This window comes from Kocuria sp. CNJ-770, from assembly GCF_001942375.1.
In the GTDB taxonomy this organism is placed as follows: Bacteria; Actinomycetota; Actinomycetes; order Actinomycetales; family Micrococcaceae; genus Kocuria; species Kocuria oceani.
In genome coordinates, this window is record NZ_MKJW01000094.1 from 13,322 (window position 1) to 31,377 (window position 18,056).

18 protein-coding genes and 2 pseudogenes are annotated in these 18,056 nt (G+C 72.6%); 4 read left to right on the forward strand and 16 right to left on the reverse strand.

Annotated elements, in window-relative coordinates:
* Positions 1 to 9: 9 nt before the first annotated feature.
* A protein-coding gene (gene prfB / locus BJF77_RS09710; RefSeq protein ID WP_139318511.1) for a peptide chain release factor 2 occupies positions 10 to 1,130 on the reverse strand; the annotation gives its coding sequence in 2 pieces (ribosomal slippage) (positions 10 to 629 and positions 629 to 1,130; 1,122 coding nt in all).
* An 88-nt stretch (positions 1,131 to 1,218) separates the two neighbouring features.
* Here prfB and BJF77_RS22630 point away from each other — a divergent pair.
* Both BJF77_RS22630 and BJF77_RS09715 read left to right on the forward strand, forming a co-directional pair.
* Complete coding sequence (locus BJF77_RS22630; protein ID WP_369821386.1) at positions 1,219 to 1,665, forward strand: sugar phosphate nucleotidyltransferase; 447 nt, start codon at positions 1,219 to 1,221, stop codon at positions 1,663 to 1,665.
* Positions 1,557 to 2,377, forward strand: a pseudogene (locus BJF77_RS09715) (sugar phosphate nucleotidyltransferase). Before BJF77_RS22630 ends, BJF77_RS09715 begins: the two are co-directional and overlap by 109 nt.
* A gap of 42 nt (positions 2,378 to 2,419) precedes the next feature.
* Here BJF77_RS09715 and BJF77_RS09720 read toward each other — a convergent pair.
* From BJF77_RS09720 to BJF77_RS09755, 8 genes are all read right to left on the reverse strand, one after another.
* Positions 2,420 to 3,565 carry a glycerol dehydrogenase gene (locus BJF77_RS09720; protein WP_075872030.1) on the reverse strand — a complete coding sequence of 382 codons (1,146 nt, stop codon included), beginning with the start codon at positions 3,563 to 3,565 and terminating at the stop codon, positions 2,420 to 2,422.
* A 169-nt stretch (positions 3,566 to 3,734) separates the two neighbouring features.
* On the reverse strand, positions 3,735 to 4,220 hold the full coding sequence (locus tag BJF77_RS09725) for a pilus assembly protein TadG-related protein (RefSeq protein ID WP_139318512.1): 486 nt from the start codon (positions 4,218 to 4,220) through the stop codon (positions 3,735 to 3,737).
* Entirely contained in the window at positions 4,217 to 4,672 is a 456-nt protein-coding gene (locus BJF77_RS09730) for a hypothetical protein (RefSeq protein ID WP_255396209.1), read from the reverse strand. Before BJF77_RS09730 ends, BJF77_RS09725 begins: the two co-directional genes overlap by 4 nt.
* Positions 4,673 to 4,768: 96 nt before the next feature.
* Positions 4,769 to 5,083, reverse strand: a complete 315-nt coding sequence (locus BJF77_RS09735; protein WP_369821387.1) for a TadE family protein — start codon at positions 5,081 to 5,083, stop codon at positions 4,769 to 4,771.
* Between the two features lie 2 nt (positions 5,084 to 5,085).
* Positions 5,086 to 5,310 carry a hypothetical protein gene (locus tag BJF77_RS09740; protein ID WP_075872031.1) on the reverse strand — a complete coding sequence of 75 codons (225 nt, stop codon included), beginning with the start codon at positions 5,308 to 5,310 and terminating at the stop codon, positions 5,086 to 5,088.
* Positions 5,311 to 5,360: 50 nt separating this feature from the next.
* Complete coding sequence (locus BJF77_RS09745) at positions 5,361 to 6,305, reverse strand: type II secretion system F family protein (protein WP_075872032.1); 945 nt, start codon at positions 6,303 to 6,305, stop codon at positions 5,361 to 5,363.
* The gene (locus BJF77_RS09750; protein WP_047802481.1) at positions 6,302 to 7,159 is read right to left on the reverse strand and encodes a type II secretion system F family protein; all 858 of its coding nucleotides are present in this window, start codon (positions 7,157 to 7,159) and stop codon (positions 6,302 to 6,304) included. The genes BJF77_RS09745 and BJF77_RS09750 overlap by 4 nt, the downstream gene beginning before the upstream one ends.
* Positions 7,156 to 8,418 (reverse strand): CpaF family protein, encoded by a 1,263-nt coding sequence (locus BJF77_RS09755; RefSeq protein ID WP_075872033.1) that lies wholly within the window; start codon positions 8,416 to 8,418, stop codon positions 7,156 to 7,158. The genes BJF77_RS09750 and BJF77_RS09755 overlap by 4 nt, the downstream gene beginning before the upstream one ends.
* Positions 8,419 to 8,978: 560 nt before the next feature.
* Here BJF77_RS09755 and BJF77_RS21645 point away from each other — a divergent pair.
* Positions 8,979 to 9,638 (forward strand): annotated as a pseudogene (locus tag BJF77_RS21645) (glycerophosphodiester phosphodiesterase family protein); the annotation flags it as partial.
* A 131-nt stretch (positions 9,639 to 9,769) separates the two neighbouring features.
* Here BJF77_RS21645 and BJF77_RS09765 read toward each other — a convergent pair.
* On the reverse strand, positions 9,770 to 10,186 hold the full coding sequence (locus BJF77_RS09765) for a DUF2304 domain-containing protein (protein WP_047802468.1): 417 nt from the start codon (positions 10,184 to 10,186) through the stop codon (positions 9,770 to 9,772).
* A gap of 55 nt (positions 10,187 to 10,241) precedes the next feature.
* Positions 10,242 to 10,907, reverse strand: coding sequence for a glycosyltransferase family 2 protein (locus BJF77_RS09770; protein WP_238985988.1), 666 nt, complete (start codon positions 10,905 to 10,907; stop codon positions 10,242 to 10,244).
* Positions 10,908 to 11,089: 182 nt separating this feature from the next.
* Between BJF77_RS09770 and BJF77_RS09775 the strand changes: the two genes are divergently transcribed.
* Positions 11,090 to 13,150 carry a DUF6541 family protein gene (locus BJF77_RS09775; protein ID WP_075872035.1) on the forward strand — a complete coding sequence of 687 codons (2,061 nt, stop codon included), beginning with the start codon at positions 11,090 to 11,092 and terminating at the stop codon, positions 13,148 to 13,150.
* A 66-nt stretch (positions 13,151 to 13,216) separates the two neighbouring features.
* Here the strand turns inward: BJF77_RS09775 and BJF77_RS09780 are convergent, their stop codons facing one another.
* Genes BJF77_RS09780 through glf form a run of 5 tightly spaced genes read right to left on the reverse strand, consistent with a single transcriptional unit; the run spans position 13,217 to position 18,042 of the window.
* Positions 13,217 to 13,993 (reverse strand): ABC transporter ATP-binding protein, encoded by a 777-nt coding sequence (locus BJF77_RS09780; RefSeq protein ID WP_083665077.1) that lies wholly within the window; start codon positions 13,991 to 13,993, stop codon positions 13,217 to 13,219.
* A 2-nt stretch (positions 13,994 to 13,995) separates the two neighbouring features.
* Positions 13,996 to 14,856: an ABC transporter permease gene (locus tag BJF77_RS09785; RefSeq protein WP_075872036.1), complete on the reverse strand. Its 861-nt coding sequence runs from the start codon at positions 14,854 to 14,856 to the stop codon at positions 13,996 to 13,998.
* On the reverse strand, positions 14,856 to 15,425 hold the full coding sequence (locus tag BJF77_RS21650) for a hypothetical protein (RefSeq protein ID WP_255396212.1): 570 nt from the start codon (positions 15,423 to 15,425) through the stop codon (positions 14,856 to 14,858). The genes BJF77_RS09785 and BJF77_RS21650 overlap by 1 nt, the downstream gene beginning before the upstream one ends.
* A complete protein-coding gene (locus tag BJF77_RS09790) occupies positions 15,311 to 16,858 on the reverse strand; it encodes a glycosyltransferase (RefSeq protein WP_255396210.1) in 1,548 nt (515 codons plus the stop codon). The genes BJF77_RS21650 and BJF77_RS09790 overlap by 115 nt, the downstream gene beginning before the upstream one ends.
* Entirely contained in the window at positions 16,855 to 18,042 is a 1,188-nt protein-coding gene (glf, locus tag BJF77_RS09795) for a UDP-galactopyranose mutase (protein ID WP_075872037.1), read from the reverse strand. The genes BJF77_RS09790 and glf overlap by 4 nt, the downstream gene beginning before the upstream one ends.
* Positions 18,043 to 18,056 lie beyond the last annotated feature (14 nt).

Consider the following 18,056-nt stretch of genomic DNA (forward strand, 5'->3'; position numbering starts at 1 on the left):
CCGGCGGGCTCAGGCGTCCGCGGGCGCGTGCCGCTGGTCGGCCCGCCAGCGGATGCCGGCGTCGACGAAGCCGTCGATCGCGCCGTCGAAGATCGCGGAGGGGTTGCCCTCCTCGTGGTTCGTCCGCAGGTCCTTGACCATCTGGTACGGGTTGAGCACGTAGGACCGCATCTGGTCCCCCCAGGACGCCTTGACGTCACCGGCGAGCTCCTTCTTCTTGGCGCTCTCCTCCTCCTGGCGCTGCAGCAGCAGACGGGACTGGAGCACGCGCAGCGCGGCGGCGCGGTTCTGGATCTGCGACTTCTCGTTCTGCATGGACACCACGATGCCCGTGGGGAGGTGGGTCATCCGCACCGCGGAGTCGGTGGTGTTCACGGACTGGCCGCCCGGGCCCGAGGAGCGGAACACGTCGACCTTGATCTCGGCCTCGGGGATCTCGATCGAGTCGTCCTGCTCGATGAGCGGGATGACCTCCACGGCCGCGAAGGAGGTCTGGCGCCGGCCCTGGTTGTCGAACGGGGAGATCCGCACGAGCCGGTGCGTGCCGGCCTCCACGGAGAGGGTGCCGAACGCGTAGGGCGCCTTCACCTCGAACGTGGCGGACTTCAGGCCCGCCTCCTCCGCGTAGGAGTGTCCAGGACCGTGGTCGGGTAGCCGTGGCGCTCGGCCCAGCGCAGGTACATCCGCATCAGCATCTCGGCGAAGTCGGCCGCGTCCACCCCGCCGGCGCCGGAGCGGATGGTCACCACGGCCTCGCGCTCGTCGTACTCCCCGGACAGCAGGGTCTGCACCTCGAGCTGGGAGAGCGCCTGCTTGACCGACGCGAGCTCCTCCACGGCCAGCTCCAAGGTCTCCGGGTCGTCCTCCTCGGCGGCCAGCTGCACCATGACCTCGATGTCGTCGATCCGGCCGCCCAGCTTCTCGAGCCGCTCGAGATCGGACTGCTTGTGGGAGAGCTTGGAGGTGATCTTCTGCGCCACGGCGGGATCGTCCCACAGGTCCGGGGCGGTCGCCTGCTGCGAGAGCTCGGCGATGTCCCGCCGGATCGCGTCGACATCGCTCACGGCCTCGATGGAGGCGAACGTGGAACGGAGGGCGGAGATCTCTGCCGGGAAGTCAAGGGAGGCCATGGAAGCCAAGATTATCGCATGGGGGCAAATTGCCCCGGGCCAGGAGGCCGCCCCTCTGGCAGGATGAAGCCGAGAGAGAGGACGCACCATGCGCATTCCCCGGACCCTGGCCCTCGTGCTCGCCGGCGGGAAGGGCTCCCGCCTCGCCGCGCTGACCGAGAAGAAGGTCAAGCCGGCGCTGCCCGTGGCCGGCACCTACCGGCTGGTCGACGTCGCGCTGTCCAATCTGGCGCACTCCCACATCTCCGACGTGTGGGTGGTGCAGCAGTACCTGCCCCACAGCCTCAACCGGCACCTGGCCAACGGCCGCCCCTGGGACCTCGACCGCACGCACGGCGGTCTGCAGGTCCTGCCCCCGTACGAGGGCACCGAGGACGAGGCTTCGCCGAGGGCAACGCGGACTCCATCTACCGGCAGAAGGACCTCATCCGGGACTTCGCCCCGGACCTCGTCCTGGTGCTCAGCGCAGACCACCTGTACACGATCAACTTCCTCGACGTCGTGGACACCCACCTGCAGCGGAGCGCGGACCTGACCATGGTCACCACGGTCGTGGACGAGGACACCTCCGCTACGGGGTGGTGCAGGTCGACGACGACGGGTGCGTGACCGGCTTCGACTACAAGCCCGAACGGCCGGAGGGGCAGCTGGTGGCCGGTGAGATGTTCCTCTACGACGCGCAGCAGCTGCTGGCGGCCCTGGAGGAGCTGCACGAGCAGGAGGGCCAGCTCGAGGACTACGGCAACGACCTCGTGCCGTGGTTCGTGGCCCACCGCACCGTGGTGGAGCACCGCCTGGAGGGGTACTGGATGGACCTGGGCACCATTCAGTCCTACTGGACGGCGCACCTGCAGGTGCTCGACGGCGAGGGGGTGACCCTCGACGACCCGGACTGGCCGATCCTCTCGGCCCAGCCACAGCTGGTGCCCGCCCGGATCGAGGCCAGCGCCGACGTGCGCCGGTCCATGGTGGCGGCGGGCTCGACGGTGCGCGGCACCGTGGAGCACTCCGTGCTGGGTCCCGGCGTGGTGGTCGAGGAGGGCGCCACGGTCCGCCACTCGGTGCTGCTGGACGGCGTGCGGGTGGCCGCCGGGGCGAGCCTGGAGAACGTCGTGGCCGACGTCGGCGCCGCGATCCCCGCGGGCGAGCACGGGGGTCCCGGCGCCGTCACCCTGCTCGACGAGGCCGGCGCCGTGTCCGTCACCGAGGAGTTCGACCGCCGGGCGGTCCTGCCCGGCGGTTTCTGAGTCCGCCGGGGCCGGTGCCGGACCGGGCGCCCGGGCCGGTGGCTAGTGGGCGTGGCGGTAGGGCTGCGGCTCGGGCAGGCCGGCGCGCTCGCGCACCCGCCGGCCCAGTCGCTCGATCGAGGTCAGCGCCGCGGCGACGTCCTCCGCCCGCACGGCGAAGGGCATGCTGTGGATGGTCTCGCCCTCCACGGTCGCCGCCCGGGCCACGGCCCGGATCTCCTCGGTGTCCTCCGGGCGCAGCCCGATCTCCGTGAGCGTGGTGGGCAGCCCCACCCGGGTGGTGAACTCGATGAAGTCCTCGATCTCCGCGCTCGGCGCCCCCTCCAGCACCAGCTGGGTGATCGAGCCGATGTTGACCTTCTGCCCGTGGGCCAGGCCGTGGGTCTGCGGTGCCGCGGTCAGCCCGTTGTGGACGGCGTGGGCCGCCGCGAGGCCCCCCGACTCGAAGCCGAGTCCGGAGAGCAGGGTGTTGGCCTCGATGACCTTCTCCAGCGCCGGGGTCACCACGTGGTCCCGGGCGGCGTCCATCGCCACGAGGGCGTTCTCCCACAGCACGTCCCAGCTCAGCCGGGCCAGGGCGGTGCCCGTGAGGGTGGCCGTGCCCCCGGCCATGGTCAGCGACCCCGAGGCCGCGGTGGCCCGGGCCTCCAGCCAGGTGGCCAGGGCGTCGCCGACCCCGGCGGCCAGGAAGGTCGCGGGCGCGTTGGCCACCAGCTGGGAGTCGACGAGGACGAGGTCGGGGTTGCGGGGGAAGAAGCGGTACTCCTCGAACACGCCCTCGTCGGTGTAGACGACCGCCAGCGCCGAGGTGGGAGCGTCGGTGGAGGCGACGGTGGGCACGCTGACCCACCGGATCCCGGCGAGGTACCCGGAGGCCTTGACCGCGTCGATCGTGCTGCCGCCGCCCACGGCCACGGCCACGTCGGCGCCCGTGTTCCGGATGACCGCGGTGAGCCGGTCGATCTCCCCGGCCGAGGGGATGCCGTGGAACGTCTCGCGCGTGGCCGTCATCCCGGCCCGCGTGAGGGACGCCTCCACGTCGTGGCCCACGAACCCCCAGACGACGTCGTCGGCCACGACGAGGGGGGTCTGCCCGATGGCGGAGAGATACTCTCCCAGGCGTGCGATGGCGCCCGGTCCCTGGACGTAGCGCCCGGGGCTGATGACGGAGCGGACGGGAGCGTCCATGGCCTTCTCCTTCGACGACGGTGCCGGCAGGACGGTGCGCGTGCCGTCCGGGGAGTCCTCCCCGGTGCCCGCCAGCGTAGGAACTGCGCGGCGCCCGGCGCCAGGGGCGTTCTCGCCCGCTGAGAACCGTGGCCCGCCGCGTCCACCACGTTGCGGGAGGCGACGCGGCTCACCGCCCGAGCTGGGCACGGGCCTCGCTGGTGGCGGTGATCGCGATGCCCTGGGGCACCAGCAGGTTGACCACCGGCGGGTGCACGACGGCGCTCAGGGTCACCTCGGCGGTGCGCCCGTCCGGGCTGCCCGTCGGTGCGGCCAGGGCCAGGCCCGGGGTGGCCGTCCAGGCGCTCACGGTGTCGAGGTAGCTCGCGGCGGCCCCGGCCACGGCGTCGTCGTCCAGGACGGTACTGGGCGGGGCGCCGGGCCCGCCGGGGCGCAGCGCCACGAACGTGTCCGCTGCGGCGAGCGCGGCGTTGTCGGCCAACACCTGCAGCTTCCGCTCCCCCAGGTAGACGGACGTGACACCCATGACCACCACCGTCAGCAGCAGGGAGACCACCGCGAAGCCGATCACCAGGATGGTGACCTGCCCGCGGTCCGGGCCGTCCTCCGGGCCGTCCTCCGGGTCCCGGACCGGGGTCCCGTCCGGCACGCTCACCCGTACCTCCCGGGCACGACCGTGGCCGAGGAGGTGAGCACGGCGACCTCCAGGTCGGTGAAGCCCGGCACCAGGGGCAGCGGGACCTCCAGGGTGGTGTGCACCGTGGCGACCGCGCCGGGGCCCGTGCAGCTCCCGTCGGAGCACTCGAGCCGCACGGCGAGCTGCTCGGGTCCGAAGCCCTGGTCCGCGGCCGCCAGCTGCGCCGCCGCGGACAGGTCGGCGGCGGCGAGCTCTCCCGGCTCCGCCCCGGCCAGCACCTGGGAGCCCTGATGGGCGGCGGCCACGACCGCGAACGCCCCGGCCTGGACCTGGGCCACCGTGAGCACGAAGTACACGACCGGGACCAGCAGCAGCGTCCCCAGCGCCACGAACTCGACCACCGCGCTGCCCTCGTCCTCGGCCGGGCCCGGCCCGCCGGCGGGGCCCGGCTCAGCCGCCGAGCACGGCATGGCCGCGCACCTCCAGGGAGGCGGGCGGGCCGAACAGCGCCACCACCGGCAGCGGGGTGACGACGCGGACCTCCAGCGTCCGCACCTCCCCCACCGTCACGGGGGAGGCGGCGACGTCCTGGGCGTAGCGGGGCCCGAGGCGTCGGCGACGATCCGGCGGGTGCGCTCCACCCCGTCCTCGGGCGACCGGTCCGCCAGGGTCCCGTACCGGGCCCCGGCCGCCGCGGCGTCGACGAGGGTGTTGCGCACGTGCAGGGCCAGCGCCAGCTGCAGGGTGCCGGCGAAGATCATCGCCGCGAGACCGGCCACCATGACGTACTCCACCACGGCGTGGCCCCGATCCGCGGCCGCGGCTCCGCCGGCTCCCCGGAACCGGTCCCGCAGCGGCCGGAGCAGGCGTGCGAGCCGCATGCTCAGTTCTGGCTGACCCGGGCCATGGCGTCCTGGAAGAGCCCTTCCAGGGCCGGCTGCGCCACGAGGAGCAGCCCGGCCACGAGCACCGCCGACATCAGCGTCAGCATGACCCAGCCGGGCACGTCGCCGCGGTCGGGGTCCCCGGTGGCGAGCCGGTCGAGAAGGCCGGTGCGGAGCAGGGCGAGCAGGCCGAGCAGCGCGGCCGGCCGGAGCAGGTGTTTCATGGAGTGTCCTCTCGTGGTGGTGGCGCCCGGAGCCGGGCGCGGTGGGGGTCTCAGAAGCCGAGCTCCAGCACGGCCAGCCCGGGGTACACCGCGAACACGACGGTCAGCGGCAGCACGAAGAACACCAGGGGGACCATCATGGCGATCTCCTTGCGGCCGGCGGCCTCCATCAGCTCGCGCTTGTCGTGGTCGCGCACGTCCTGGGCCTGGGCGCGCAGGACGTCGGCCAGGGGCGTGCCGCGCTCGATCGCGACGACGATGCCGTCGACGAACCGCCCGATCGGGGCGATCGGGGTGCGCGCGGCGAAGTCCTGCAGGGCGTGCACCAGGCCCGCCCCCGACCGGGTCTGGGCCAGCACCTGGCGGAACTCCGCCGTGAGCTCGCCCTCCGCGACCCGGCACACCCGCTCGAGCGAGCCCACCGCGCTCTCGCCCGCCCCCACGGACAGGGCCATGAGCTCGGCCACGGCGGGGAACTCGGCGAGCATCCTCGCCTCCCGGGCCCGGATCCGCCGGCTCAGCAAGTGGTCGCGCAGCAGGTGGCCGGCCGCCGCCGTGGCCGCCGCGGCCAGCACCACGCCCCCGACGCCCGTGCCCCAGCGGGCGGTGGCGGCCAGGCCCAGCAGGACGCCCAGGAGCAGGCCCCCCGTCGCGAACAGCAGCTGCTCGGCGCGGAAGTCGGCCGCCGTGCCCGCGGACCCGGCGCGCGCGAGCCGCCGCTCCAACCGCGCCGAGGAGCCGGCGTGCCGCACCAGCCGCCGGGCCAGGTCCCGGGCGACGGAGCCCAGCACCGTGCTCGCGGGGTCGTGCGTCCCGGCTCGGCGCAGCCCCGGTCCGGCCAGCAGCGCGGACTCGACCTCGACCGAGCGCAGCTGGGGGGAGATCCGCACGGCGAAGGACGGCCCGCCGGTCGCCCGGCTCCCGGTGAGCACGAGCCACAGGCCCGCGGCGAGCAGCAGGCCGAGGAGGACCAGCAGGGCCGGGGAGGCGCTCATCGCAGCACCCGCTCGGGTTCGGGCAGCGCGCCGATCCGCAGCATCAGGCGGTAGGCGAGCACGGACACGACCAGCCCGCCCAGCAGCACGAGCGCACCGGCCGGGGTGTCGTAGGCGCGGACGGCCGCGGGCTGGGTGGCCATCAGCAGCAGCACGATCCACGGGGCCGCCACGGCCAGGCGCGCGGCGTTGACGGTCCAGGACTGGCGGGCCTCCAGCTCGCCGCGGGTGCGGGCGTTCTCGCGCAGGAACTCCGAGAGGGTGCTGAGCAGCCTGCCGAGGTCGGTGCCGCCCACCTCCCGGGTCACGCGCAGCGCCTCGACGATGTTGTCCGCGACCGGGTCGGCCAGCCGGTCCTTGAGGAGCGTGAGCGAGCCCTGCAGCTGGCCCGACGCCCGGTAGTCGGCGGCGAAGCGGGCGAAGGCCGGGCGCACCGGCTCGGGGCCGCGGTACTGGAGCTGGATCAGCGCCTCCGGCAGGGACATGCCCGCCCGGATCGCGGAGCGCAGGTGGTCGACGACGTCGGGCCACACCTCCCGCAGCACCGCGGCCCGGCTGCGGGCCCGGTGCCGGACGACCGCTGCCGGGAGCCAGGCGCCGAGCAGGCCCGCGCACAGCCCGAGGACGGCCGCCCCGGTGACGGCGGCGACGAGCAGGCCGCTCAGCGCCCCGGCCCCGGCGCAGGCCGCCAGCAGCCCCGCGGGGCTGACTTGGGGCAGGTCCGCGCGCACGAGCAGCTCGCGCAGCCGCCCGGGCCGTCGGCGCCGCGGCGCCCGTGGCGCCTCCTCCGCCCAGCAGGACCACCAGAGCAGGAACACGCCCGCGCCCATCAGCACGCCGAGCGCGGCGCTCACGGGGCGCCCCCACGGGGTCCGTCCTCGGCGAGCAGGTCGCGCACCCGGTGCCCGGCCCGCTCGAACTTCCATGCCGCCGGGGCCTCCGCGGCGACCGCCCGCAGGCCGTCGACCCCCTCGGCGAAGACCGGGTACGTCTCGATCACGCCGTTCTCCACCCGGTTGCCGATGCCGAGGATCTCGGTGACGCGGCGGCGGCCGTCGGCGTCCCGGTGGCAGTGCACCACGAGGTCGAAGCACGAGGCCACGGTCGGCACCACGAAACCCGTGCTGATGTTCTCCCCCGCGAGCAGCGGCAGGGTGCAGATCTTCGTCACGGCGTCCCGGGCCGAGTTGGCGTGCAGGCTGCACATCCCGGGCAGCCCGCTGTTGAGCGCGATGAGCATGTCCAGGCTCTCCGCCTCCCGCACCTCGCCCACCACGAGGCGGTCCGGGCGCATCCGCAGCGCCTCCTTGACCAGCCGCCGCAGGGGGATCTCACCGGCGCCCTCGAGGTTGGGCTGGCGGCACTGCATGCCCACGACGTCGCGCAGGGGCACTTGCAGCTCGAAGATCTCCTCGACGGTCACGACCCGTTCCCGCGGGCCGATCGAGGCGCACAAGCAGTTGAGGAGCGTCGTCTTCCCAGCCTGCGTCGCACCGGAGACGAGGATGTTCAGGCCGCCGGCCACCGCCGCGTCGAGGAAGCGCGCCGCGCGGGCCGGCAGCGAGCCCAGCTCCACCAGGTCGTCGAGCCGGCGGGCCCGGGCCACGAACTTGCGGATGTTCACCGCCCAGTGCCTGCGGGTCACGTCCGGGATCACCACGTGCAGCCGGGACCCGTCCGGCAGCGCCGCGTCCACGAACGGGGAGGAGAGGTCCAGCCGGCGGCCCGAGGACTTCAGCATCCGCTCCACCAGGTTGCGGATCTGCGCCTCGGTCAGCACCAGGCTGGTCAGCTCGGACTCCCCGCCGCGGGCCGCGTAGACCTCCGCGGGGCCGTTGATCCAGATCTCCTCGATCCGGGGGTCGTCCAGCAGCGGCTGCAGCGGCCCGAACCCCGCCACCAGGTCCAGCAGCACCCGGCGGGCGGCCTGCAGATCCGTCAGGGCCGGCAGCACCCCGCGCGCCGAGCGCTGGTCGTAGTCACGCACCGCGGCGTCCACCAGCTCCCGCGTCCGCTCCAGCTCCAGCACCGGGTCCAGTCCCCGGCGCCGGATCAGTTCGCGCACCTCGGCCTCCACGAGCCCGAGCGCGTCCTCGGAGAGCAGTGCCGCCATGTGACCCCCTGCGCGTGCCCGGCGCGCGGTGCGCACCGGCAGCGCTCCCCCCGGAGCGCATGCACAGGAACATAGGCGAGACGGCGGCACCCGCCACAACCCCGTGACCGTCCCCTGTGGACAGCCGGCGCTGACCTGCGACGTTGTTCCCGACTGCGAACGCACAATGCGTCGCAGCATGCAGGTGCATGGAACGGGCCTGGGCGGCGCGGCTCTCCGTCGGGCGGCCGCGAGCCGCCACCGCCCGCGCCGGCGTGCGCCGCACGCCGCGCGAGCCGTAAGGTGGGCGGGCGGACGTGCCCCGCACCGGACGTCCCCGTCCGAGGTCCGCACCCAGCGCCCCCAGCACGGCGCGGCCCGGGCCATGGCCGCCGTCGACCGGAAGGACCGCCGTGACCCACGTGACCACCGCGCAGCACGGGACCCGCCCCGGCGTCGCCGCCCGGGCCCGGGCGCTGCTGCTCGCGGCCGTCCCCTTCGCCGGCAACCTGCTCACCGGCGCCGCCGGCGCGGCCCTGGTCCGGCACGTGGGTTCCCCCACACCGGGCACGAGGGCTCCCGTGCCCCTGGACTGGCCGACGACCTTCGCCCACCGGGGCGGCGCCGAGGTCGCGCCCGAGAACACCCTCGAGGCGTTCCGGGCGGCCGCAGCCCTCGGCGACGTCGTGCTGGAGCTCGACGTGCAGGTCAGCGCCGACGGCACGGCCGTGCTGATGCACGACCTGACGGTGGACCGCACGACGGACGGGACCGGGGCCGTCGCCCTGCTGCCCGCCGCGCAGCTGCAGCGCCTGGACGCCGGGCACGCGTTCACCCCCGACGGGCAGACCTTCCCGTGGCGGGACCGCGGGGTGCGGGTCCCCACGCTGGCGGAGGTGTACGCGTCCTTCCCGGACCACCAGGTGGCGATCGAGCTCAAGGGCAACCGCCCCGGTGCGGAGGAGGTCGTCTGGCGGACCATCCGTGCGGCGGGCGCCGAGGACCGCACGCTCGTCGCGGCCAACCGCACCACCTCGATCCGGCGCTTCCGCCGGGCCTCGGGCGGCGCGGTCCCCACGGCGGCCGCCGTCACCGAGTTCGCGGCCTTCCGGCTCCTGTGCCTGCTGGGGCGGCAGGACCGCCACGCCCTTCCCTTCCAGGGCCTGCAGCCGCCGGACACCCTCCTGGGGCTGCGGGTCCTCACGCCCCGGCTGCTGCGGGCCGCCCAGCAGGCCGGCCTCCGCGTGGACGTGTGGACGATCGACCGGGAGGAGGACATGCGCCGGCTGCTGGCGTGGGGGGGTGGACGGCGTCATGACCGACCGGCCGGACCTGCTCTCCCGGGTGGTGCGGGAGGCCTGACCCGCGCGGGTCAGCCGGCGGGGCGCTCCCCCGGGGAGGACTCCGCGAAGGTCTGCACCGAGGCCCGTCCGGCGTGGGCCGGGGCAGGGGCCCACGGCTGCTCCGCCTCGGTCACGGCGATGTGCCGGGCCAGCCGTGTCACGTTGACCTCCTGCTGCCGGTTGCGCAGGGCGGAGGTGGCCTGGGTGATCATGAAGATCACCACGAAGCCGTAGAGCACCAGGTCGGTGCCGCGGCCGATGCCGAAGAACTGGGCCACGCCCGTGAGCAGGTCGGGGAAGAAGATGGACAGGGCCGCGAAGACGAAGAAGGCCAGGCCGACGACCCGGCGGATCGCCTGGTGCTTGGCGTTGGCGCCGCCGCGGATCAGCGCGAGCGCGCCGTAGCCCACGGCGAGGACCAGCAGGATCTGCACGGCGTAGATCATGGGGGGCGGCTCTTCCCTTCGGTGGTGCGGTGTGCGGGCGGGTCGGTGCGGGGGGCTACTTCACGAACAGCTCGGCGAGGATGTTCACGCCGTTGAGCAACGACTGCCCCTTGGACTTCGAGTAGTCCGTGTAGATGATCTGCACCGGGTGCTCGACCCAGCGAGGCTGGATGTCCGCGAGCTGGTTGACGATCTCGGAGGCGTGGGCCATCCGGTTCTGGGTCAGCCGGATCCGCGAGAGCGTGCCTCGGTCGATGGCGCGCAGCCCGTTGTGCGCGTCGGAGAGGTCCATGCCCGTGGAGAGCTTGGAGAAGAACGCCGCGGTGCGCAGCACCACGCGCTTGAGCGCGGAGACCTGGGTGCGCCGGTCCAGGAACCGGGAGCCGAGCACGACCTCCGCCTCTCCGGAGCGGATGCGCTCGACCATGTCCCACGCGTCGACCACACGGTGCTGGCCGTCGGAGTCGAAGGTCACCACGCAGTCCATCCCCGGGTCCTGCAGGGCGTACTCGAAGCCGGTCTGCAGGGCCGCGCCCTGTCCCAGGTTGATGGGGTGCTGGACGACCACGGCGCCGGCCTCGGCGCAGATGCGGGCGGAGTCGTCGGAAGATCCGTCGTCGACGCAGACGACGTGCGGGAAGGTCCTGCGGAGCTCCCTCAGCACCTCTCCCACCACGGCCGCCTCGTTGTACACGGGCATGACGATCCACGAACGACTCACCGGAACATTCTCGCACAGGCGGGGCCGTGGATCTGGCCGGCCCCGTCGTGACCGCCGCATATACTGATCCGGTACTTCCCCCCGCGCCCTCGCCCCTTCCCGATCGGGCCGCACGCTGCAGGACTCGGCAGCACAGGCCCCCCGTGGGCGTGGGAGAGCCGTGGAGAGGAACCCCCCTGTTGTTGAGTGACTGGCTGCCCTATGTCCCGGCGCTGCTGCTGGTGGTCGCCCTGCTGTGGATCCCCGGGCTGGTCCTCCAGCTCCTGGTCCGCGATCTGAGGCCGCTGTTCTTCCTGGCCGCTCCTGCCTACAGCATGGCCGTCATCGGCACCGCCGGGGTGGTGCTGGAGCTGGCGGACCTCGACTTCTCCCTGCTCAGCACGGGCGCCTTCACGCTGCTCGTCGGGGCGCTCGCGGGCCTGGTGGGCCTGCTGTTCCGCCGCACGCGCGCCGCCGCACGGCAGGGCACGCCGGCGGACGGCGACCGGGCCGACGGCGACCGGGCGGACAGCAGCGCGCTCTTCGGCCTCTCCCCGGCCGCGGTGTACCGGACCGGCGTGGTGGCGGGTCTCGTGCTGGGGGCGGCGCTGCTGGCTCGGCGGCTGCTGTTCGTGGTCCTGGAGCCGGACCGCTTCGCCCAGCGCTACGACAACATCTTCCATCTCAACGCCGTCCGCTACGTCGTGGAGACCGCCTCCGCCTCGTCGCTGACCCTCGGCCGGATGGTCGACCCCGAGAAGGCGGTGGCGGTCTACCCGGCGGTGTGGCACGGGCTCGCCGGACTGGTCTGGCCGCTGGCGGACCAGAGCCCGATGGTGGCGAGCAACGTGGTGCTGCTCGTCGTGGCCGCGCTGGTGTGGCCGGCGTCGTGCGTCTTCCTCACCCGCACCCTGGTGGGCCCGTCCCCCGCGGCCCTGGCCGTGGCCGGTGTCGCCTCGGCCGGCTTCGCCGTCTTCCCGTACGCCATCCTGGAGTTCGGCCCCCTCCTCCCCAACCTGCTGGGACTGAGCGTGGCCCCGGTGGCGCTGGCCTACCTGGCGGCCCTGCTCGGTCTGGATGCGGACACCCGGGCCGGGAAGACCGACCGCGCCCCCGCACAGCTGGTCTTCACCGGCCTGTGCTGGCTGGTGGTCACGGGCGGTGCGCTGCTGGCCCACCCGAACGTGGGAACGCTGCTGCTGGTGCTGCTGATCCCCATGGTCCTGGTCGTCTGGTCGCGCGCGGTCCGCCGAGCGGTCGCGGCGCGGCGCCCGGGCCCGATCCTGCTGCTCGTGGCGCTGCTGGCTCTGGCGGTGTACGCGTGGACGTACCTGTGGGACAGCCTGGGGACCGACTTCATCCGCTTCGCGCACACCACGCCCGCCGGCGCCTACGGCGAGGCGCTGCTCTACGCCACGAACGGACGCCTGGACATTCCCTGGTTCCTGGTGGTCCTGACCGTCCTGGGGGTCGGCGCGACCGTCGCGCGACGCGAACTGCGCTGGCTGGGGGTGGCCCAGTTCCTGGTCGTCCTCCTGTACGTGGTGGCCGCCTCCGCGCCCAAGGGCCCGTGGCGGGAGTGGGCCGTGGGCTCCTGGTACCAGGACTCCTTCCGGCTGGCGGCCAGCCTCCCGATCCTGGCCGTGCCCCTGATCGCGCTCGGCGCGACGGCCCTCGTCGGACTCCTCCGGAGCCGCGTGGAGGCGGCCGTGACCCCGCGCCGGCGCACCCGCCGCGCCCAGCAGCTCATCGCCGGGGGCACGGCGGTGCTCCTGGTGGCCGTGTCCGTGCCGCTCACCCAGATGCGCACCATGCGCGACACACTCCTGGCCACCCAGGCGCGTTTCGGCTGGGACAACCCGGACGGCATCCTCACCGAGGACGAGCAGGCGCTGCTGGAGCAGCTGCCGCGGTGGACCGACGAGGACGACGTCATCCTCGTGAACCCCTGGAACGGGGGGTCCCTGGCGTACGCCGTGGCCGGCACCGAGGTGACCCAGTACCACATCGGCGGGCCGAAGGGCGGCCGGATCGCCGAGATCATCGCGGGTCTGCCGTCCGAGGAGCCCGCCCGGGCCTGCGAGCTGGCACAGTCCGAGAGCATCGACTACGTCCTGGACTTCGGCCGGCAGTACCTGGAGATCGATACGCCCCGGGCCCGCCCGTACCTGCCGATCGACACCCTGGGCGAGCGCCCGGAGACGAACCTGGGACTGGTGGCCGCGGTGGGCGAGGCGGAGCTCTGGGAGGTCACCGCCTGCTGAGCCGAGAAGGGGCTCCCGTGCGCCGGCGGCGCGCGGGAGCCCCTTGTCCGGGTCCGGATCAGCGGCTCAGGCGTTCTCCGCCGCCCGGAACTCCTCGATCACACGGTCGATCGGGCCGTCGCTGCGGACCCGGCCGTGCTCGATCCACACGGCGCGCTCGCAGACCTTGCGGACCACGTCGAAGTCGTGGCTGACGACGAGCAGCGTCTTGCCCTCCTCGGACAGCTCCCGCACCCGCCCCAGGCTCTTGCGCTGGAAGGGCTCGTCGCCCACCGAGAGGATCTCGTCGATGAGGAAGATGTCCGGGTCCGTGAACACGGCCACGGCGAACGCCAGACGCAGGTACATGCCCGACGAGTAGAACTTCACCTCGGTGTCGATGAACTGCTCGATCTCCGAGAACGCCACGATCTCGTCGAACCTCTCGTCGATCTGGGCCCTGGTCATGCCGAGAATCGCGCCGTTGAGGTACACGTTGTCCCGCCCGGTGAGGTCCGGGTGGAACCCGGCACCGACCTCGATCAGCCCGGCCACGCGGCCGTTGACCTCCAGCGTGCCGCCGTCGGGGCTCATCACGCCGGAGATCAGCTTGAGGAACGTCGACTTGCCGGAACCGTTGAGCCCCACCAGTGCCACGCTCTCCCCCGGGTCGATGCGCACGCTGAGGTCCTCCAGCGCGCGGAAGCGGTTGGAGATGTCCTGGCGGCGTCCCTTCGCGAGCCACACCACCGTCTCCTTGAGGGACCGGGCGTGGCGCAGGGAGAACTCCTTGGCCAGGTGCTCGGCCACGACGGCGGGCGCGCCGGGCACCCCGGCGCGGCCGGGCACGGATCTCGAACTCATCGTCACAGCTCCTGCGCGAATCGGCCCTCGAGGCGGCGGAACACCCAGTCGCCCAGGACCATGACGACGACTACCAGCAACAGGGCCAGGGGCGTCCACTGGGAGAACAGGTGCGGCGGGACCTCGTGGGCGCCGGGGGTGGTGGTGGGCAGCCAGAACGCCGCGTGGGACAGCTCGACCGCGACCGTGAGGGGATTGAGCATGAACCCGGCGAACCACACCGGGCCCAGGACGTCGCGGACCATGGTCCAGGCGTAGAGCACCGGCGCGGACCAGGTGCTCACCATGATGATCAGGTCCACGAAGTTCTCGGCGTCGCGGAAGAACACGTTCGCCGCGCCGAAGAGCATACCCAGGCCCGCGCCCAGCAGACCCACGATCAGCAGGGCCGTGGGGATGGCCAGCAGGGCGATCCACGTGGGCGACCAGCCCACGATCAGGCACGCGACGAGCATCACCACCAGCTGCGGGAGCAGATGCACCCCGGCGACCCACACGGAGGCCACCGGGAACATCTGCCGGGGCAGGTAGATCTTCTTGATCAGGCTCGCGTTGGCCACGATCGAGCGGGCGGCGTTGCCAAAGGACTCCGAGAAGAAGTTGATCAGGATGATGCCGGAGAACAGGTACACCGCGTAGTTCTCCATCCCCCGTTCCAGGCCCAGGAAGATGCCCAGCGCCACGTAGAACACCACGAACTGCACGCCCGGCTTCACGTAGGACCACAGCAGGCCCAGGATCGTCCCCCGGTAGCGGATCTGCAGTTCCTTGTCGACCAGCAGCTTCAGCAGGTACCGCTGCCGGAAGACCGCCGGCAGGCCCGTCCCGGGGGACGGGGCGCGGACCACGGTGGCTGTCGCCATCAGGCCTCGGTCTCCGAGTGCTCGCGGAAGGTGGCCTCCCAGGCCGCCATGGACGTGATGTCGGGCATCGCCGCACGGTAGCGGCGCGAGAGCTCCGGCCAGCGCAGGGCCAGCTGGGCGTGCAGGCGCACGGACTCGGCGAGCAGGGCGCGGGCGTCCTTGGGAGAGCGCTTGTACCAGGTGTAGCCGGTGCCGTCGGAGGCCGTCACCAGGGCGCTGTCGTAGCGGGTCAGCCGCCACCAGCGGGCGTCCTGGTAGGGCAGGTGCACCTGCGGGTGCTCCTCGGCCTGCTGCTTGGGGGCCACGGCGAGGTGGCGCGCCACGGCGGTCGCCGCGGAGGTGAGGACCTTCAGCCCGTGCGGGGCGCTCACGCGCTTGGCCCGGACCGGCTTGGGCGCGGCGACCTGGGGGTAGGCGTCCAGGTCCTGCTCGTAGACGGCGTCGGAGTGCTGGGTCATGAGCTTGCGCACGTCCCGGATCCGCTGCGGCAGCAGCTCGTGCAGAGCCTCCGGCCCGGCCAGCACGTCCCGCAGCGCGAGCACCCGAGCCTCCTCGGCGAAGTACTGCATGGACAGCACGTGCCGCAGGTCCTTGACGCCGTTGCGCGCGAGCACCTCCCGCCGCGGTCGAACGGCGAGTGCAGCAGGGCGGCCACGAGCTGATTGCGCTTGTGGAAGTAGGCCTGCCAGCTGATCGTGTCGTCCTTGTCCGCCCAGGCGAGGTGCCACACGGCCACGCCGGGCAGGGAGACCGTGCGGTAGCCCGCGGCCTTGGCGCGGATGCCGTACTCCACGTCGTCCCACTTGATGAACACGGGCAGGGCCAGGCCGATCTCGCGGATGACCTGCGTGGGGATCAGGCACATCCACCACGCGTTGTAGTCGACCTCGACCCGACGGTGCATCCACGGCGTCGCCCGCAGGTTGTTGCGGCGGAAGTCGTGACCGGTCTCCACCCCGTCCCCGGCGGGGGCGTACTGGAAGCTGTACGGGTCCATGGCCTCACCGAAGTTGTGGATCTTCGTGGGGTTCAGGAGGTCGATCATGTGCCCGCCCACGAGGGTGGGCCGCTTGCAGTAGTCCGCGAACACGCTGACGCGGCGCACGGCCTCCGGCTCGATCTCGACGTCGTCGTCCATGAGCAGCACGTACGTGCTCTCCGCCTTGACGGCCTCGTACATCCCGCGCGCGAAGCCGCCTGCGCCGCCGAGGTTGGCCTGGTCGATCACGCGCAGCCGTCCGTCGAAACGATCCTGCACCTCGCGGAAGCCGGGTTCCTCGACGACCTTCTGATTGCCCTGGTCGACGATCACGACCTCGCTGACCTGCGGCAGGTTCTCCTGCTGCTCGACCAGCAGCCGCGCGTTCGTCAGGCAGTAGGACGGCTTGTTCATGGTGGTGATCTGCAGGGTCACCGTGCCCTCGGTCGTGCCGGCGCCGTCGCCCAGCCACTGCGCCCCCAGCAGGGTCAGGCTCTCGTCCGCCGCCGCGAGGTCGAACCAGTACCAGCCGCCGTCGGCGAAGGCCTTCAACGGCAGCGCCGCCTCGGTCACCTGCTCGTCGCCGGAGACCTCGTGCACGGACACGGGCACCGACTCGCCGCGGGCGTTGGAGCTGTAGACCGTCACGGAGCCCCGCCCGGAGGTGCGCACGCTGAGCACGACCTCGCGCAGGTGGGTGTTGTGCCGCCAGTAGCTGGCCGGGAACGCGTTGAAGTAGGTGGCGAAGGAGACCGTGTTGCGCGCGTGCACCCGCAGGGAGCGCCGGCCGAGGATGGTCAGGGAGTCCGTGGCGGCGGGCTGCGAGGCCACGTTGACCACGATCTGCCGGTCCCCCTGCAGGGCGTCCTCCGACGGCACGGCCGTGCCGGTGTCCGACCGGGTGTCCATGTAGAGGGGCTGGGTCGGCAGCCGGTCCTTCGCCGGGAACACGAGCTCCTGCAGCACCCGGTAGCTGACGTCCTCGGTACCGGTCCGGTTGATGTCCTGGGTCGTCGCGGTCACGCGTCCACTCCCCCGCTCTCGATGGAGGCCCCGCCGGTGAAGTGGGGCTTGAGCTTGTTGTCGACCATGGACAGGGCGGCGCCGATGGCCATGTGCATGTCGAGGTACTTGTAGGTGCCGAGCCGGCCCCCGAAGAGGACGTTGTCCTCGCCACGGGCGAGGTCCCGGTACTTCAGGAGCTTCTCGCGGTCCACGGAGGTGTTGACCGGGTAGTACGGCTCGTCGCCCTTCTCCGCGAAGCGCGAGAACTCCCGCATGATCACCGTGGCGTCCTTGGTGTAGTTGCGCTGCGGGTAGAAGTGACGGAACTCGAGGATCCGGGTGAAGGGGACGTCGGCGTCCGGGTAGTTCATCACCGGCGCGCCCTGGAAGTCCTCGACCGGCAGGACCTCCTGCTCCAGGTCGATGGTCCGCCACGAGAGGTCGCCCTCGGCGTAGTCGAAGTACCGGTCCACGGGGCCGGTGTAGACGACCGGCACCTGCCCGGAGACGGCGGAGCGGGAGTAGTCGTGGCCCTCGTCGAAGAAGTCGGTGTCCAGGCGGACGTCGATCTTCGGGTGGTCCGCCATGCGCTCGAGCCAGGCGGTGTAGCCGTCCACCGGGAGGCCCTCGTACTTGTCGTTGAAGTACCGGTTGTCGTAGGTGTAGCGCACCGGCAGCCGGTTGATGATCGAGGCGGGCAGGTCCTTGGGGTCGGTCTGCCACTGCTTGCCCGTGTAGTGCTTGATGAACGCCTCGTAGAGGGGCCGGCCGATGAGCTGGATGCCCTTGTCGTTGAGGTTCTGCGGGTCCGTCCCGGCGAGCTCCCCGGCCTGCTCCTGGATCAGCGCCCGCGCCTCCGCCGGCGAGTACGCCGCACGGAAGAACTGGTTGATGGTGCCGAGGTTGATCGGCATGGGGAAGACCTCGTCCTGGTGGCGCGTGTAGACGCGGTGCACGTAGTCGGTGAAGTCGGTGAAGCGGTTGACGTAGTCCCAGACCCGCTCGTTGGAGGTGTGGAAGAGGTGGGCGCCGTAGCGGTGCACCTCGATCCCGGTCTGCTCCTCGTTCTCCGTGTAGGCGTTGCCCCCGATGTGGGAGCGACGGTCGATGATGGCCACGTTGAGGTCCAGCTCGTTGGCGGCCCTCTCGGCCACGGTCAGGCCGAAAAGGCCCGACCCTACGACGACGAGATCTGCGTTCACGGGCATACTCCTGA